Origin of the sequence: Photobacterium pectinilyticum (assembly GCF_024357955.1) — a bacterium.
GTDB classification, from domain to species: domain Bacteria; phylum Pseudomonadota; class Gammaproteobacteria; order Enterobacterales; family Vibrionaceae; genus Photobacterium; species Photobacterium pectinilyticum.
In genome coordinates this window covers 19,363-36,150 of record NZ_JANEYT010000027.1, presented here as the reverse complement: position 1 = coordinate 36,150, position 16,788 = coordinate 19,363, and the positions used below count along the sequence as shown (strand labels likewise).

Sequence of the window (16,788 nt, the reverse complement as noted above, 5' to 3'; positions counted from 1 at the left end):
TAATGAAAAGTACATCTTACAGGTCATTATTACTGTTATTTCGATCTCCATTATTTTGTCATAAGTGACAGATTTCTGGTTGGATGAGATCATGATTAACGACAAAGAAACCATGCCAGAACACCATGATGTATACGGCCACTCGAAAAGCGGTGAATATTTGAAGGCGGTATAAAAGCGTTGCGGTGTGTTTTCAAGCGCAAAACAGATTTGGTTGAATCCTGTTAAGGGTTAAGCGCCCACCAATTTTAAATAGACTGCGGGCGCGTTTATTTATTTAATCGACTTAATAATTAGTAATGCCACGGGAATTTACTAAAGTCTTGGTCGCGTTTTTCTAGGAACGCATCACGGCCTTCTTGGGCTTCATCAGTGCCGTAAGCAAGACGGGTTGCTTCACCGGCAAATAGTTGCTGTCCGACCAAACCATCATCTGGCAAGTTGAAGCCATATTTCAGCATACGCATAGCCGTTGGTGATTTGCTGTTGATCTCTTTAGCCCAACGAAGGGCTTCTTCTTCCAGCTCAAAGTGGTCAACAACTTTGTTTACCATACCCATTTCATACGCTTCTTGAGCACTGTAGTTGAAGCCACAGAAGAAGATTTCACGGGCACGTTTTTGGCCGATCATCTTGGCCAAGTAAGCAGAGCCGTAACCTGAATCGAATGAAGCAACATCTGGATCAGTCTGTTTGAAAACGGCATACTCTTTCGACGCCAATGTCAGATCACAAACAACATGTAAGCTATGACCGCCACCAACAGCCCAACCCGGAACGACAGCGATAACCACTTTAGGCATAAAGCGGATTAAGCGCTGAACTTCAAGGATATGAAGGCGACCCATGCGAGCAACGTCTGCTTTACCGGCTTCTTCACCTTCACCTTCGTATTTGTAACCGTCTTTACCGCGAATGCGCTGATCGCCGCCTGAAGAGAATGACCATTGGCCTTTTTCTGATGGGCCGTTACCGGTAATGAAGACACAACCAACATCAGACCATTGGCGAGCGTGATCTAGCGCTGTGTAAAGCTCGTCAACCGTTTTTGGTCGGAAGGCGTTCAGGCAGCCTGGACGGTTGAGTGCAACACGAACAGTACCTTGATCTTTGGCACGGTGGTAAGTGATATCTTCAAAGTCGAACCCTGGAACTTCTTCCCAAAGCTCAGGATTAAAAATCTCTTTGCGAGTCATGATGACGTTTGCCTCATTGGATAATGCTCAGTGAGGTATAAGCTAGGGAGTTACAGCTAAATGTCAATGGTTTATGAAAGAATATGACTGGATAGCGATGGATTTTAGCGAGGTGGGGTATTTCTCAATCAGCATGCCTTAGCTACGTTACCGAAAAGCAATGAAAGCCACCAACTCTGCAATGTTGGTGGCTTTGTCAGATAGGCTCAAGCTGATGTGTTATAGCTTAACGAGCATCTTGCCTTTGTTTTTACCTTCAAAAAGGCCAATGAAAGCATTGGGGGCTTGGTCGATACCTTCGAACACGGTTTCTTCCCATTTTATTTTGCCTTCAGTAATCCATTGGCCCATCTGCTGTGCATATTCGCCGTAGTGTGCCCAGTGATCAAAGACAATGAAGCCCTGCATTTTTAGCTTTTTGATGATAAGCATCGCCATGTTACTTGGGCCTGGCTGTGGCTCTGTTGCATTGTACTGAGAAATCAAACCACATACCGCAATGCGACCATAATCATTCATATTGTTAAGGGTTGCTTCCAAGTGTTCTCCGCCAACATTTTCAAAATATACATCAATCCCTTGCGGAGCTGCTTCTGCTAGAGCTTGAGTCAAGTTGTTTGTTTCTTTGTAGTTGATTACCGCATCGACACCTAGTGAAAGCAGGTAATCGGCTTTTTCTTGAGAACCGACCGAACCAATCACCTTGCAGCCATGCATTTTTGCAATCTGGCAGGCAATGCTCCCTACAGCGCCAGATGCTGCCGAAATAAACACTGTGTCTGTTGGTTTTAATTCCGCGATACGGAATAGACCAGTCCACGCAGTCATACCCGGCATACCCATAATACCAAGGAAGCTTTGGTCAGGCAGGGCAGTTTCAGGCAGTCGCGTTAACCCTTCGCCGTTGCTGATGAAGTGAGTGCGCCAACCTAACATGCTGCTTACTTTGCTTCCCACAGGGAAATCAGGATTGTTGGACTCGGTCACTTCACCAATTGCTCCGCCTTCGAGTGCTTCACCAATCTGGAATGGCGGCACATAACTTTTGCGATCAACCATGCGGCCACGCATATAGGGGTCGACGGACATCCAGGTATTTTTTACTAGAACTTCTCCTTCTCTTGGATCGGGAAGCGCCGTTGAATGAAGCTCAAAGTTATCTGTTGTTGGCGTGCCCTCTGGGCGGGATGCAAGATGGATCTGTTGGCTGTTCATTCTCAATCCTTATCAGTTCTGTTTGATACGATCTAACTGGTTTGATAGTTGTCGTATTCGTTGCTGCATAAAACATTTGCGCGCAAACTATTTGTCTATTAACTTACTGATAGCGACGAAAAGATGCAATAGCTTTGTGGGAAAATAATTTGTGCGCAATGTATTTTGTTCTTCAATGTTTCTGTTATCATCGCAGTGAAATCGATAAATTAACTCGGATCTTAGTATGGCCCATAAGCTTTCTGACAATGTGTGTTTTGCCTTGTATACCGCCTCGAATGCGTTGGTCAGGGCTTATCGCCCGTTGCTGGACGAATTTGATTTGACCTATCCGCAATACATTGTGATGCAGGCACTTTGGTATAACGATGGGGTAAGCCTCAAAGAGGTCTCTATCAGTACCCAGTTAGATTCGGGCACATTAACGCCGATAGTGAAGCGTCTTGAGGCGAAAGCGCTATTGACTCGCAAAGTCTCGGCTGAGGATGAGAGAAAAAAAGTCATTTCATTGACCCGTGAAGGCCTTGCCCTGCGAGATAAAGCCAAAGATCTAAAGGCACAGTTAGAGGCAAAATCCAGTATGAAGGCCGAAGATGTGGAGTTGCTGCGTAAACTGTGTTTGGAACTGGCAAATAATCTGTCTTAATTTGTCGGCAATTCAGCGGTTCATTTAACCGCTAGCCATGACATAACCAGTAATTATTGCCACAATACGATTCATGTTGTTGAATTAAATACTTGTCATGTCTATCTCATTGCCTATTGACTCGCTCAAAGCCGAGTTCCTTGCCTCTCTTGAACAATCCCACCTTGTCGTTTCGGCAGAAACTGGCTCGGGTAAATCGACTCGACTTCCTATTTGGGCTGCTACGTGCGGACGTGTTTTAGTGGTCGAACCCCGAAGGGTCGCTTGCCGCTCCTTGGCTGAATTTGTTGCCAGTGAAAGGGAGGAGAAAATCGGTAAGTCGGTAGGTTATGCTATCCGCTTTGAGAATTTCTTTTCAGATGACACACAAGTTGTGTTTGTCACGCCTGGTGTCGCTTTGCGTTGGTTGAGCGAAGACGGGCTAGCAAGCTTTACCACGGTAATTATTGATGAGTTCCACGAAAGGCGTTGGGATACCGATTTGCTGTTGGCGATGCTCAAGCAGGAAAACAACCACCGGTTAGTGGTGACTTCCGCAACCTTGGACAGCGAGCGACTGGCGATTTACCTTCAAGGGGAATGTCTGCGGGCGGAAGGGCGCAACTTTCAAGTTGCCGTTGAGCATATAGCGACCGATAGCCGAAACATGCCGGATATTCGTGATCTTGAAAAGAAGGTCAAAGAGACTGTGGTGACTCGGTATGAGCAGCATCAAGATATCTTGGTGTTTTTGCCGGGACGAAAGGAAATCGCTCAATGTTTATCGACATTGAAGCAGGCCCTACGGGATAAAATTGAACTGGGTATGATAGACATCATTCCTTTACATGCATCTGTCAGTGATGATGAGCGTCATCGTGCGCTGACCGAAAGTGATAAACAGCGAATTATTCTGGCTACCAATGTTGCGGAGACCTCGCTGACCATCCCCGGCGTGACCTTGATTATTGATACTGGCCTAGAGCGCCGAACTCACCAGCGAAACGGGCGAACGGTGCTAGGGTTGCATGCCATCTCCCAGACCAGCGCCGAACAGCGCAAAGGCCGGGCGGGGCGGGTGACTGACGGTACGTGCATTAGACTGTATGGCAAGGCAGCACCGCTTGAGTTTATTACACCGCCAGAAATGCAACGTGAAGAACTCGTCGAACCTATGCTTGCTGCGGCTTGCTGTGGCTACCCGTTCGAGACACTGAGTTTTGTTGATACGGTGCCTGAAAAGTCTTTATTGCTTGCTAAGGATAAACTCATCCAGATGCAGGCAATAGATAATGACGGGGCGGCCACAGAGCATGGTCAAATCTTATATCCGCTACCCATTGATACGCTGTTTGCCCATCTGATCACGGCGATGCCTGATAAAGCCAGTCGAGAAGCCATGGTCGATCTTGCTGCCTCGCTGAGTGTGTATCAGCGGATTTGGCAGATGCCGTCGGGTGAAGAAGCCCGTGAAAAACTGACTCAATGGGAGCCAAAGCACTGTGACGCGATGGCTCTAATTAAGCTGTTACGCGGTAGTGAGCCGGAATGGCTAACGTTTGACAAAGATGTGTTGGCTGAAGCGAAAATGCTATCTGAGCAGATGCGTGAGGCCCTTGGATTGCCAGCACTTGAAGTGGCGTCTTCGGTAAAAAGAGGTGCATGGCTGACGGCAGTAATGAAAGCCGCACCTGAATTGGTTTTTGTCTGTCGTCAGAAAAGGCGGCAGGCATTAGGCAATGGATTTAGTGAAGTTAGTACTGGTCGTGAGAGTCGCTTTCCTGAAAATGCCGAAGCTGCCATCGTGTTTGATCAATTTGCGTTGCCAGGCAAAGGGGTTAAACAAAATTTGGTGTTGGCTACATGTATGGCACCAATCACTTTTGATTTGATGAATCAACTAGAGATGGGGGAAGCGAGCTTCGGCGAAACGCGTGTGTCGGATGAAGGTTGCCTGGTTGAAAAACAGCAGGTGTATGCCGGACGTGTGATTAAATCTGACTGGGTGGTACCGGAAGGGGCCTCTGCTCATGATACATTTGTCGATATGATTCTGGCGGGTTCAATTTTACCGGGCTTGAGCGAGAAAATTACAGCGGATATCCATCAATGGAATTTGTACTTGGCTATGGGTAAATACCAATCTGATGTGTGTACTCGTGCTGCACAGCCTGTGGAAGTTCGTCAGTGGCTTAGTGAGCAGATAGAAGCGCTAGGGGTTGAATCAGCTGAAGACTTCGAGTTATTCACGACTGATGACTTCATGTTTAATGGTATACCTGATTGGGAGCGCCCCGATTTTGACCAAGCCTATCCTTACAGGGTTTCGCTGACCGATCTCACCATGCGGATTGAATACCATATAGCTCGAAAACTGGTATTGGCCGTCCATGAAAGCGGGAATCGTAAAGCCGATCCCAAGCGCTGGGAACTGCCACGCTGGCAAGGGTGGAAGGTACAATACCGTAAAGCCAGTCGGACGATTGATGTGAGGTAGTAAGGTTAGTCTATGGTACGGGGCAATCTGTAGCGAGATCGCTAGATGCTACGACTAAGTTGAGTCATTGCTTGCTGTATAAACCTGAAGCTGCCTATGGAAATTGGGCAGCTTGGTTTTCTCTATATTTAAGATTAACTGTTGTTTTTCAATTTGCTTTTCACGTTTTGCATGAATGTCTTGAAGTGCGGGAAGAAATCTACAAATACAGGGTGCTTGCGGTCTTGCATCATCGCAGGACCAAGTAGACGCAATGCAACACCAACACGGGTAGACGTCTGTTCATCTAAGCCGCTGCCTTGCTTTAGCTTTTCAACAATAGCAAACATATCTTCTCGGTCTTGCATTTCAAACTGCAACGTTTGCTGGCTGCTTTCATTTTCAGTATTGGTGCGTTCGATAGTAATACGGTAGTGGTTTGGCTGTTTCATGTTTCTCTCCAGATTTATCAATGCTTCATTTGCCATTTTATTCAATGGAATAGCTTAGCTTTTTAGAAAGCGTTCGATTTTCGGTTTAATTGTTAATGAGATCAAAGTGATCAACGTTAGGCCAATAGGCAGGGCTGCAAAAAAACCTTGTAGCCAACTATGGGTAAACTGATTTAAGTCGCTAAAACCAATGTTATTCGCGGTCGTTGTAAAGGCCATAATTGACTCCATAATTACGGCCATATTCAAACCTACGACGAGGTTTCGTTTATGCTCGCTGGCATTCGGCATCAGCTTGGTAACGAGTTTGGTGACCAATGTCATCATGACCATCCCGACTGGCATCATTACCAGGACAGTTTTAAGAAATGAAGTTAGCCAGTCTATTAAGAATGTGTCGGTGAAACCGACGTTCATGTATGTCATTACTCCAGTCAAAGTGCCTCCCATCAAGGTCATCATTCCTAGCACGACCAGTATCTTGTAGATCAAAGGTGTCTTCGTTTGAGTGGGTAATGGGGCTGTCATTGTTGCTTCTGCAGTCATCTAATTCTCCAGACTTGAATTTGCTTTCAATTAAGTTGATAATGTCAACTATAGTGTTTTGGTTGATAAAGTCAACTATATTTCGTTTAAGGATACCTGGATGTCAGAGTCAAAGTCACTAGAAAGCGTGTTTCACTTAGTCCATATGCTAAAGCGCCACATGCATGAACATATTGAGCAACTGGATTTGAGCATTACGCCTATGCATATGCGTGTACTGAAAATTATCAAGAAAAAACAAATATGTACTGCTGTTGATATTGCTCATTTCTTAAATCGCGACAAAGCTCAGGTGACCCGTTTGCTCAATGAACTGATTAAGCAGAGCTTGATCGAAAAAGTGCCAAATCCAGAAGATAAACGCAGCCAATGTTTGTTGGTTACTAGTGAAGGCGCTGAGATTTTGGCGAACCTGGCCATTATTGATGGTCAGATGAATGAGAGAATGATGAAAGGGATCAGTAACGAAGAGCTGAAAGAATTTGAGCGCATTACAGGCTTGATGGCTGAGAATCTAGCATAAGTTGAATTCGAATAGATATTGACATTACTTTACCTAAAAAAACGTTGCTTTAAATAAATTAATGTACACTGTTCATAACAGAACAAGAGGTCCGTTATGAATTTACATCCGTATGCTAAAAAAAGTGGTTTAAATCCACATACAGTGAAATCAATTGTTACAGCCGTTGTTATTGTATGTGGCTTGGGCATGTCTTCGGGAGTTGAAGCAAAAAAGCATAACCACAACTCTAACAATAAAAGCAATAAGGTTACCGTTGTGAAGAAGGCTCCAGCAAAAAAGACGCCGACAAAGGTCGTTGTTGTAAATAAAAGATCGGCTCCATCACATAAACATTATAAAAGAAACAGTTTGCCTAAGATCGCAACATTTGCGGTTATTTCGGGAGTAAGTTACGCGATCGTTGATAATTTTTACTATAAACGTCAGGGTGATAGCTATATTCATGTGGATAATCCACGTAGATAGTGCAATAGAGACAGAAGTCAGATATCTCTAACTTCTGGCTGGCATTACGAGGTTAAAAAAGAACTTCTACAATGATGTTGTGTTTTCCATATCTTATCGTAGATTCTTTACCTGCTAACTTATGTTGTTGGCAGTAGAGTAGGTATGATCTCTGCTAACTTTGTTGCAAACTTCTGATGCTGGTCAACTTGCCAATGAATACCTTCTCGTTCACATGGGGTGATGAAGGTTGCTGCATCTAGAAAATGGCAGCCTAATTCTTTTGAGCGTAGCGCATAGTAATGAGAAAGCTCTTTCGACTTCGTTTCAGCATTAGTAAAGCCTTCTTTTAATGGGTCCACTTCGTATACATGAGCGGGAGAAACCAACAAAACTTCAGGTGCTTTTGGCATAAATGAATGCTTAAAGTTCTGTATGACCTGAACTAAACGTGCAGCACCTTTGGATATATCACTGGCGGTGACATTGAAGCGAGACTTCAAATCATTAGTACCCAGTAAAATTACAACAAGATCAGGATGGTGGCTCTCAAGACAAGGTAAAAGGTAATCGAGTCTTTTTTTACCTAGTTCAATATTTGAAATATAATAATACAAAACGCTTTGGCCGCTGTCACTCTCTTCTAGTTCACTAGTACTTCAAATGGATATTTAAAGATATTTTATGATTAGGTGTTAGTTGTTCTTCAAGCTTTTCTGCACTGCTAATTTCGCACGAATAAATTCGGAGTGGTCGACATAGATCAGTTCGGCAACTTGGCGGATCACCGCTTCTTCCATTGGATCCAACACACCATCGGCATAGGCAACTTGCCACATCGCTTCGATAAGTTCATATCGCTGCTCGGGCTCTAAGGTGCGTAGCTTACTGGTGAAGTCGTATAACGATATGGACGATTTGCTTTGCAGTAGTGCTTTTTCCAGCAATGCATCTGCATTCTCTTCACTGATATCAAGCAAATAAACAAGCTGGTGGCGCTTGGCTTGAATTTCTCTTGGGTCGTCACGGTGATCAGCATTTGATACTTCGCATAGCAAACATGCCATTGAAAGGTGGAGAGTCGGGGTATCGACAGCGCCGCCATCAGTTCCTTCATTCATGACTTGGCGGAAAATTGTACGCAATTGTTTGAACATGCTGAGCCTCAAGTTTCATTTCTATTAAGTATATGACTCTTTAGATAGGCTTGGAGTTCCTTACGCGCTGTTTAGTTGGATGTTTAGTCAGCAGTTATTCAACAATAATGGCCTGAGAGAGGGGCTGGAATGACTGAAAAATAGCAGCCTGGAGTTTTGGCTCCGGACTGCAATCATTCTTCAGTAATGGTGATTAGAAACGGGCGTTGATAATCGGGAATACAGGGACATCTTTGCTGATGAAAGTACCAGATTTGTCATAGTTGATTAGACCAATCTGAATACCTTTCTCAATGCGGTCAGTGGCGTTGATGAAACCAAGCTGAAGACCGTTTAGGCTACCTGCATAGTTCAGCGCACCAAATTGAAGGCCGGTGAATTGGCTGCCTGTGTAGTTGGTAAAACCAAAGTCAGCGCCTGCTGCTGTGTTGTCGTTCCAGTTAGCAAGACCAAACTTTACACCCGTAGAATCGCCAGTAACACGGTTGGCACCAAACAGAATACCGAAGCTCAGACCTTTGAAAGTCTGAGATTCAGCCAAACCTAGCATTGGAAGCTGGAAACCTGTTACCGATGGAGTTTGTCCATATAAAAGAGAAGCGCGGAAACCGTGAACATTACCGTCAGGCAGGTTATTGCCTGGTACGGATAGCTGTACAGGCTGGTTAGCAAAAGCAGGTGATGCCATTACGGCTGCAAGCGCAAGGCTAACGAGTGTTTTTTTCATTATTTTTACTCTATGTATGAAGTTGCGACAAAATAATACATGAAGACATAAAACTGCTGCAAATTATGTCACATATTTATCAAAAAATTGGGCTGCAATTCTCGTATGCCGCAAATCGACAGATTTGTGGTAGAATTCGGACAATTTTTTGAAATACCCAGCTGAAATATCAGGAATTCCATTGACTCAGTCGAATACTCCTCAGGCTAACGTTTTAAACAACGAAAAAACACTTAAAGCCGCGATTAAAGATTGCATGATTCGCGATCAGTTTCGTTTGCACAAGCGTGTGCAAGGTGCGGCCAGAATCAAGAAAGAGCAGGCAAAGCATGCCGTGTTTGACGAAATTGCACTAGACATTGCCAAGTCGATGCAAACCGTTGAAATGCGTACTACCCAGCGCCCGAAAATCTCTTACCCAGAGTTGTTACCGGTCAGCCAGAAAAAAGACCAAATTGCCGAAGCGATCAAGAATAATCAGGTCGTCATTGTGGCTGGTGAAACCGGTTCGGGTAAAACGACCCAGCTTCCAAAAATTTGTCTGGAACTTGGGCTTGGCACCAAGGGCATGATTGGCCATACCCAGCCCCGTCGATTGGCGGCGCGCTCGGTAGCGAGTCGTATCGCTGAAGAGCTTCAATGTGAATTGGGCTCGTATGTTGGTTATAAGGTTCGATTCAACGATAAAGTGTCGGATCGCAGTCAGGTCAAGCTAATGACCGACGGTATATTGCTGGCCGAAATACAAAACGATCGCTTCTTAAGCCAATATGACACCATCATTATCGATGAGGCTCACGAACGTAGCCTTAATATCGATTTTATTATGGGCTACTTGCGAGAATTGTTGCCAAAGCGCCCTGATTTAAAAGTCATTATTACATCGGCAACCATTGATCCTGAGCGTTTCTCCAAGCACTTCTTTAATGCGCCGATCATTGAAGTGTCAGGCCGTACTTATCCTGTAGATGTACGCTATCGCCCAGTATCGGAAGACAGCGAAGATAACGACCGCGATCAGCTTCAGGCTATTTTCGACGCGGTTGATGAGCTTTGTGATGAAGGTTTAGGTGACATTCTAATCTTCATGAACGGTGAACGGGAAATCCGCGATACTGCCGATGCGCTGGAGAAGCGAAACCTGCGCGACACCGAGATATTGCCTCTATATGCCCGATTGTCGGCGGGAGAGCAGAACCGTGTGTTCCAGTCTCATGCTGGCCGCCGTATCGTACTGTCGACTAACGTTGCCGAAACCTCGTTGACGGTGCCGGGCATCCGATATGTTATCGACCCAGGTACTGCGCGCATCAGTCGTTATAGTTATCGAACTAAAGTACAGCGTCTTCCTATCGAGCCTGTTTCACAAGCGAGTGCTAATCAGCGTAAAGGTCGATGTGGCCGTGTGGCAGAAGGTATCTGTATTCGTCTGTACTCGGAAGAAGACTTCCTGTCTCGCCCTGAGTTTACAGACCCAGAAATTCTGCGTACTAATCTAGCATCTGTTATTTTGCAGATGACCGCGATTGGTCTTGGTGATATCCAAGCCTTCCCATTTGTTGAAGCGCCAGATAACCGCAATATCCAAGATGGTATCCGCCTGCTTGAAGAACTGGGTGCGATTAACCCCAAGGCAAAAGATCCGCGTAAGCGCTTGTCAGTGATTGGTCGCCAGTTAGCCCGTTTGCCAATTGACCCTCGGCTTGCCCGTATGGTGTTGGAAGCACCAAAGAACGGATCATTGCGTGAAGTAATGATCATTGCTTGTGCACTGTCTATCCAAGACCCGCGTGAGCGACCATCGGATAAAAAACAAGCGTCAGATGAAAAGCACCGTCGATTCAATGATAAAGAGTCGGATTTTGTGACATTTGTTAACTTGTGGGATTACATTCAAGAGCAGCAAAAAGCGCTGTCTGGTAATCAGTTCCGTCGCCAGTGTAAGAAAGATTACCTCAACTACATGCGTGTACGTGAGTGGCAGGATATCTACTTCCAAGTTAGCCAAGTCGTCAAAGAGCTTGAATTTCGGATCAATGAACAAGAAGCAAGCTACCAAGGTATTCATACTGCAATTCTTGCCGGTATGCTTTCTCATATTGGTCTAAAAGATCAGGAGAAGAATGAATACCAAGGTGCTCGCAATGCACGGTTCAATATCTTCCCGGGTTCAGGCATTTTCAAGAAGCAGCCGAAGTGGGTTATGGTCGCCGAGTTGGTGGAAACATCACGCTTATGGGGCCGTATTGCGGCTAAGATCCAGCCTGAATGGGTTGAACCGCTAGCAGAGCACTTGTTGAAACGTAGTTACAGTGAGCCTCACTGGGAGAAGAAGCAGGCATCTGTCGCTGCCTTCGAAAAAGTGACGATTTATGGCATTCCGGTAGTTGCCAAGCGGAAAGTCAATTACGGTCAAATTGATCCAGTGATTTCTCGTGAGTTGTTTATCCGCTCGGCCTTGGTCGAGGGAGATTGGGACACCAAGCACAAGTTCTATCAGCAGAACCGTAAGCTGTTGCGTGAAGTTGAAGAGCTCGAACATAAGTCTCGTCGCCGCGATATCCTGATCGACGATGATGAGCTGTTCAATTTCTATGATCAGCGTATTGAGCATACGGTGGTCTCTGGCCGTCATTTCGATGCTTGGTGGAAGAAAGCATCGCGTGAAAATGCCGAGCTGCTTAACTTTGAACGTGAAATGCTGTTCAAAGGCGATGCTAGCCATGTCACCGATCTGGATTATCCGAACTTCTGGCATCAGGGTAACTTGAAACTTAAGTTGAGCTACCAGTTTGAGCCTGGCGAAGACAGTGACGGTGTAACAGTGCATGTACCGTTGCCTATCCTAAACCAAGTTGAACCCGATGGTTTTGACTGGCAGATCCCAGGCTTGCGTCAGGAGCTGGTGGTGTCGCTAATTAAATCGTTACCAAAACCGGTACGTCGTAACTTTGTACCAGCGCCGAACTATGCTGATGCGTTTTTGTCCCGTGCAGAAGCGATGGCGATGCCGCTGCTAGATTCGATGGAAAAAGAGCTCAAGCGTATTTCTGGTGTGACGGTATTGCGTGATGACTGGAACCTTGAGCAGGTACCGGATCATTTGAAGATCACTTATCGTGTTGTGGATCATCGCAACCGTAAGCTGCGTGAGAGCAAAGATCTCTACAGCTTGAAAGACGGTTTGAAAGAGAAGGTACAAGAAACGCTATCGAAAGTGGCTGATGATGATATCGAGCAGGAAGGCCTGAAGACCTGGAGCTTTGGCCAGTTACCTGAACGCTATCAGCAAAAACGCGGCGGTTTTGAAGTGAAAGCTTACCCTGCAATCGTTGATAACAAAGACTCGGTTGGTATCAAACTGTTTGAGACCGAAGAAGAGCAGCGTACGGCGATGCAGCAAGGCCAACGCCGATTGGTACTGCTCAATGTACCGTCACCGATTAAATACCTACATGCTAACTTACCGAACAAGTCGAAGCTGGGTCTGTACTTTAACCCATACGGGCGAGTAATGGATCTGATTGATGACTGTATCGCTTGTGGTATCGATAAATTGATCGATGAAAAGGGCGGCATTGTTTGGCAACCTGAAGCGTTCGAAGTGTTGAAAGAGCATGTACGTGGAGAGCTCGGTGATACGGTAGTGGATATCGCCAAGCAGGTTGAAGAGATCCTAACCACAGCATTCAATATCAACAAGAAGCTGAAAGGCCGTGTTGATCTATCGATGGCCTTTGCGCTGTCAGACATTAAGGCGCAAATCGAAAGCTTGATTTTCAAAGGCTTTGCGACGGAATGTGGTTGGAAAAAGCTGCCTGATATTCTTCGTTATATGCGAGCCATTGAGCGCCGCATGGAAAAGCTGCCAATCGATCCGAATAAAGACCGCATGCATATTCTGAAGATCGAATCAGTCGTCTCTGATTATAAAGAGCTGCTTAATAAGATCCCGAAAGGCCAGCCTGTCCCTGAGAAGGTGAAAGAGATCCGCTGGATGATTGAAGAGCTTCGTGTGAGTTACTTTGCTCAGCAGTTGGGTACACCATATCCGGTGTCTGATAAGCGCGTTCGCAATGCGATTAACGATTGTTAATGTAGTCTGATTCTTCAATTTTATATAAATAGCAACCTAAGTAATTGGGTTGCTTTTTTTTATCTAAATTTTGCTCTTAACAATTCTCATTTATAGATTTGTTTGACTAGCTTCAAATATTCCAAAAAGCGCATATTTGCTCGTGTTAGTGACCACCATACCACTTTATGGTTATGCCTTTCGTTGCTGATAAATCAGTTGATATTAGTCAATAATTACATTATTACTCGCCGTAATCTGGTTACAGAAATTAACATAATTAAGGCGGTGGCAATGGATAGTCATAAATTTAATGCCTTCATGAAGGGATTGTCTCGTAGGCAGTTTCTTGGGCATTCGGCCAAGGCTGGGGGAATGGCGGCAATTGCTGCGAGTATCCCACTTCCTTTCTCTAAAACAGCACAAGCACAGACTGCAGCGAAAGAGACCAAAGAAACGATCTCTTACAGTGCCTGCTTGGTCAACTGCGGTAGTCGTTGCCCACTCAAAGTCCATACCAAAGATGGCGTTGTGACTCAAATATCCACTGAAAGTGGAATTGATGACGCGGTTTGGGGGCAGCATCAGATCCGTCCTTGCCTGCGTGGTCGTTCAGTTAAATGGAAAACCTACAGTCCAGATCGTTTGAAATACCCCATGAAGCGCGTCGGAAAACGTGGCGAAGGAAAGTTTCAACGTATCAGTTGGGACGAAGCCACCACCATCATTGCTGATAAGCTGAAATACACCATTGAACAGTACGGTAATGAAGCTATTTATTATCAGTATGGTTCTGGTTCAACAGGCGCTAATTTACTCGGCCGAAATGCCAACAAGCGCTTTTTGAATACGATTGGTGGTTTCTTGGAGCAGCACGGGACTTATTCGACCGCGCAGATATCAACGGTTGAGCCTTACGTTTACGGTAGTGGCCAAGGAAGTTTGATATCAAATATTGCCCATTCTGATTTGGTTGTGATGTTCTGCCAGAACTTGGCAGAAACTCGGATGTCGGGTGGCGGTCAGATTGCAGAAACCTTTGAAGCACTGAAACGAAGTAATGCCAAAGTCATCATTATTGATCCGCGGATGTCGGATAGTAGTATTGCCTTTGATGCCGAATGGATACCAATCAAACCAGGAACAGATGCTGCTTTGGTTGCCGCGTTAGGCCATACCTTGATCACTGAAGAGCTGGCGGATGATGAGTTTATCAATCGCTATAGTGTGGGTTGGGATGCCAGCACATTACCGGAATCAGCACCAAAGAATGCTTCATACAAAGATTACATCATGGGTAAAGGGCCTGACGGTATTGAAAAAACACCGGAGTGGGCGAGTCAAATCTGTGGTATTTCACCAGTCAGGATCAAGCAATTAGCCAGGGAAATGTCGGGAGCAAAAGCGGCTTGGATTTCACAAGGCTGGGGTTTGCAGCGTACCGCCAATGGTGAGCAATCAGCGCGAGCGATTATGATGTTACCGGTGATGACCAAGCAGTTCGGTAAGTTGGGTACCAACACTGGTAACTGGGGTAGCAGTGTGAAATATGCTGTTCCTGGGTTTGCCACGGCGAACCCGGTTAAGACATCGATCCCTTGCTTTCTGTGGACGGATGCAATCACGCGCGGCACAGAAATGACGGCTAAAAACAGTTTCATCCGCAATAAGGACAAGCTGGATACAAACATCAAGTTCTTGTGGCATTTCGCTAGTAATACCACAATGAACCAGCATTCTGATCTCAATAAAACCCATGAGATCCTGCAAGATGAATCTATGTGTGAATTTATCATGGTGTGGGATCATCATATGACCCCGTCAGCGCGTTATGCCGATATTTTGTTGCCGGATGTCACCACCTTGGAAACCAGTGATCTGATTGATAACTCCTACGCGACAGGGGCTTACCATTATGTAACCCGACTCCAGCCAGCAATTGAACCCCTGTGGGATAACCGTCCGACTTACGATGTATTAGCGGATATTGCCAAGAAAATGGGGACTCATGACGCCTTTACTGAAGGTCGTACCTACGAAGAGTGGATAGCGCATAGCTATGAGGGGCTGCGTAAAGCAAATCCACATTTACCAGAGTATGCCAAAACTGATGGAATGGGTGTCATCGACCGTAAGCTGGCAAAGAGTGAAGATCATATCGCGCTCAAAGCGTTCCGAGAAGACCCTGATTCACACCCGCTCAAAACGCCATCAGGTAAAATAGAAATGTACTCAGAGCGGTTGGCGACCATTGCCCAGACATGGGAGCTACCAGAAGGCGATAAAATTACTGCGGTGGCTGAATATTGCGAGGGCTTCGAAGGGCTGGGTGATCCAGAACGAATGAAACAATTCCCGCTACAGATGACAGGTTTCCACACCAAAGGTCGAACCCACTCAACCTACCATAATGTTCCTCAGCTTCGTGAAGCGGTACGTGACGAAGTATGGATGAATCCGGTTGATGCACAATCGAGAGGTTTGATCCAGGGGGATCGTGTTGTTGTCTTCAATGATCGTGGTCAAATCCATATGCCTGTGAAAGTCACCGCACGGATCATTCCGGGTGTTGTTGCTGTTCCACAAGGGGCGTGGTACCAGCCCAATGCAAAAGGTATAGATGTCGGAGGGTGTATTAATACATTAACGACACAGCGGCCTTCTCCTTTGGCAAAAGGAAATCCGCAGCATTCTAACTTAGTGGAAATCCAAAAGGCTTAGGGGGTGAGTAATGGCGCAATATGGATTTTATATTAATTCGGCAAAGTGCACCGGTTGCAAAACGTGTTTGGTGAGCTGCAAAGACAAGAAAGATTTGGATGTTGGCCCTAAGCTACGGCGTGTGTATGAATACGGTGGTGGTACTTGGGTGCAAAGGGAGGGGCTGTGGCAACATGATGTCTATAGCTACTATGTTTCGATCGCTTGTAATCATTGCGATGAGCCAGCCTGCGTCCAAGGCTGCCCCACTGGTGCGATGGCTAAACGGGAAAAAGATGGATTGGTCGTTGTGGATCAAGACCAGTGTGTAGGGTGTCGGTATTGTGAAATGCGCTGCCCTTACGGTGCGCCTCAGTTTGATGCTGAAAAGAAAGTCATGAGCAAATGCGATGGCTGTTTTGATCTGCTAGAGCAGGGTAAATCTCCTGTATGCGTGGAGGCGTGTCCGCAACGGGCGATTGAGTTTGGTCCGATTGCCGAATTAAGGCAGAAGTACGGCCAATTGAATGAGATAGCTCCTTTACCGAATGCGAGTTTAACCAAGCCCAATCTGGTTATTCATCCGCATTCCAACGCAAGGCCAAGTGGCGATAAAGCGGGCGCAATTCAAAATAGGGCGGAGGTGTAA

Annotated in this window: 14 protein-coding genes; 7 read left to right on the top strand and 7 right to left on the bottom strand. The window is 45.7% G+C overall.

Annotated elements, in window-relative coordinates:
- Positions 1 to 293: 293 nt before the first annotated feature.
- Positions 294 to 1,196 (bottom strand): 1,4-dihydroxy-2-naphthoyl-CoA synthase, encoded by a 903-nt coding sequence (locus NHN17_RS13060; RefSeq protein WP_255043001.1) that lies wholly within the window; start codon positions 1,194 to 1,196, stop codon positions 294 to 296.
- A gap of 219 nt (positions 1,197 to 1,415) precedes the next feature.
- Positions 1,416 to 2,411 carry an NADP-dependent oxidoreductase gene (locus NHN17_RS13055; protein ID WP_255043000.1) on the bottom strand — a complete coding sequence of 332 codons (996 nt, stop codon included), beginning with the start codon at positions 2,409 to 2,411 and terminating at the stop codon, positions 1,416 to 1,418.
- Between the two features lie 226 nt (positions 2,412 to 2,637).
- Here NHN17_RS13055 and NHN17_RS13050 point away from each other — a divergent pair, with 226 nt between their 5' ends.
- A complete protein-coding gene (locus NHN17_RS13050) occupies positions 2,638 to 3,057 on the top strand; it encodes a MarR family winged helix-turn-helix transcriptional regulator (RefSeq protein WP_255042999.1) in 420 nt (139 codons plus the stop codon).
- A 97-nt stretch (positions 3,058 to 3,154) separates the two neighbouring features.
- Positions 3,155 to 5,533 (top strand): helicase-related protein, encoded by a 2,379-nt coding sequence (locus NHN17_RS13045; RefSeq protein ID WP_255042998.1) that lies wholly within the window; start codon positions 3,155 to 3,157, stop codon positions 5,531 to 5,533.
- 134 nt (positions 5,534 to 5,667) lie between these two features.
- Here the strand turns inward: NHN17_RS13045 and NHN17_RS13040 are convergent, their stop codons facing one another.
- Both NHN17_RS13040 and NHN17_RS13035 read right to left on the bottom strand, forming a co-directional pair.
- Positions 5,668 to 5,964: a DUF3861 domain-containing protein gene (locus NHN17_RS13040; RefSeq protein ID WP_255042997.1), complete on the bottom strand. Its 297-nt coding sequence runs from the start codon at positions 5,962 to 5,964 to the stop codon at positions 5,668 to 5,670.
- Positions 5,965 to 6,018: 54 nt separating this feature from the next.
- Complete coding sequence (locus NHN17_RS13035; protein ID WP_255042996.1) at positions 6,019 to 6,510, bottom strand: DUF2798 domain-containing protein; 492 nt, start codon at positions 6,508 to 6,510, stop codon at positions 6,019 to 6,021.
- Between the two features lie 100 nt (positions 6,511 to 6,610).
- On the opposite strand from NHN17_RS13035, the gene NHN17_RS13030 reads away from it, so the two are divergent.
- Both NHN17_RS13030 and NHN17_RS13025 read left to right on the top strand, forming a co-directional pair.
- Positions 6,611 to 7,033, top strand: a complete 423-nt coding sequence (locus NHN17_RS13030) for a MarR family winged helix-turn-helix transcriptional regulator (protein ID WP_255042995.1) — start codon at positions 6,611 to 6,613, stop codon at positions 7,031 to 7,033.
- A 96-nt stretch (positions 7,034 to 7,129) separates the two neighbouring features.
- Positions 7,130 to 7,501: a VPA0510 family protein gene (locus NHN17_RS13025; protein ID WP_255042994.1), complete on the top strand. Its 372-nt coding sequence runs from the start codon at positions 7,130 to 7,132 to the stop codon at positions 7,499 to 7,501.
- A 119-nt stretch (positions 7,502 to 7,620) separates the two neighbouring features.
- Here NHN17_RS13025 and NHN17_RS13020 read toward each other — a convergent pair whose 3' ends face one another.
- The 3 genes from NHN17_RS13020 to NHN17_RS13010 form a co-directional block, all read right to left on the bottom strand.
- Entirely contained in the window at positions 7,621 to 8,097 is a 477-nt protein-coding gene (locus NHN17_RS13020) for a GDSL-type esterase/lipase family protein (RefSeq protein ID WP_255042993.1), read from the bottom strand.
- Between the two features lie 78 nt (positions 8,098 to 8,175).
- The gene (locus NHN17_RS13015) at positions 8,176 to 8,637 is read right to left on the bottom strand and encodes a tellurite resistance TerB family protein (protein WP_255042992.1); all 462 of its coding nucleotides are present in this window, start codon (positions 8,635 to 8,637) and stop codon (positions 8,176 to 8,178) included.
- A 193-nt stretch (positions 8,638 to 8,830) separates the two neighbouring features.
- A complete protein-coding gene (locus tag NHN17_RS13010; RefSeq protein ID WP_255042991.1) occupies positions 8,831 to 9,364 on the bottom strand; it encodes an LA_2272 family surface repeat-containing protein in 534 nt (177 codons plus the stop codon).
- Between the two features lie 181 nt (positions 9,365 to 9,545).
- Here NHN17_RS13010 and hrpA point away from each other — a divergent pair, with 181 nt between their 5' ends.
- From hrpA to NHN17_RS12995, 3 genes are all read left to right on the top strand, one after another.
- Positions 9,546 to 13,460 carry an ATP-dependent RNA helicase HrpA gene (hrpA, locus tag NHN17_RS13005; protein WP_255042990.1) on the top strand — a complete coding sequence of 1,305 codons (3,915 nt, stop codon included), beginning with the start codon at positions 9,546 to 9,548 and terminating at the stop codon, positions 13,458 to 13,460.
- A gap of 273 nt (positions 13,461 to 13,733) precedes the next feature.
- Positions 13,734 to 16,160, top strand: coding sequence for a DMSO/selenate family reductase complex A subunit (locus NHN17_RS13000; RefSeq protein WP_255042989.1), 2,427 nt, complete (start codon positions 13,734 to 13,736; stop codon positions 16,158 to 16,160).
- 10 nt (positions 16,161 to 16,170) lie between these two features.
- Positions 16,171 to 16,788, top strand: a complete 618-nt coding sequence (locus NHN17_RS12995; protein WP_255042988.1) for a DMSO/selenate family reductase complex B subunit — start codon at positions 16,171 to 16,173, stop codon at positions 16,786 to 16,788.

Coding starts and splice junctions, on each gene's coding strand:
- NHN17_RS13060 (WP_255043001.1), bottom strand. CDS start 1,196: ATGACTCGCAAAGAGATTTTTAATCCTGAGCTTTGGGAAGAAGTTCCA.
- NHN17_RS13055 (WP_255043000.1), bottom strand. CDS start 2,411: ATGAACAGCCAACAGATCCATCTTGCATCCCGCCCAGAGGGCACGCCA.
- NHN17_RS13050 (WP_255042999.1), top strand. CDS start 2,638: ATGGCCCATAAGCTTTCTGACAATGTGTGTTTTGCCTTGTATACCGCC.
- NHN17_RS13045 (WP_255042998.1), top strand. CDS start 3,155: ATGTCTATCTCATTGCCTATTGACTCGCTCAAAGCCGAGTTCCTTGCC.
- NHN17_RS13040 (WP_255042997.1), bottom strand. CDS start 5,964: ATGAAACAGCCAAACCACTACCGTATTACTATCGAACGCACCAATACT.
- NHN17_RS13035 (WP_255042996.1), bottom strand. CDS start 6,510: ATGACTGCAGAAGCAACAATGACAGCCCCATTACCCACTCAAACGAAG.
- NHN17_RS13030 (WP_255042995.1), top strand. CDS start 6,611: ATGTCAGAGTCAAAGTCACTAGAAAGCGTGTTTCACTTAGTCCATATG.
- NHN17_RS13025 (WP_255042994.1), top strand. CDS start 7,130: ATGAATTTACATCCGTATGCTAAAAAAAGTGGTTTAAATCCACATACA.
- NHN17_RS13015 (WP_255042992.1), bottom strand. CDS start 8,637: ATGTTCAAACAATTGCGTACAATTTTCCGCCAAGTCATGAATGAAGGA.
- NHN17_RS13010 (WP_255042991.1), bottom strand. CDS start 9,364: ATGAAAAAAACACTCGTTAGCCTTGCGCTTGCAGCCGTAATGGCATCA.
- NHN17_RS13000 (WP_255042989.1), top strand. CDS start 13,734: ATGGATAGTCATAAATTTAATGCCTTCATGAAGGGATTGTCTCGTAGG.
- NHN17_RS12995 (WP_255042988.1), top strand. CDS start 16,171: ATGGCGCAATATGGATTTTATATTAATTCGGCAAAGTGCACCGGTTGC.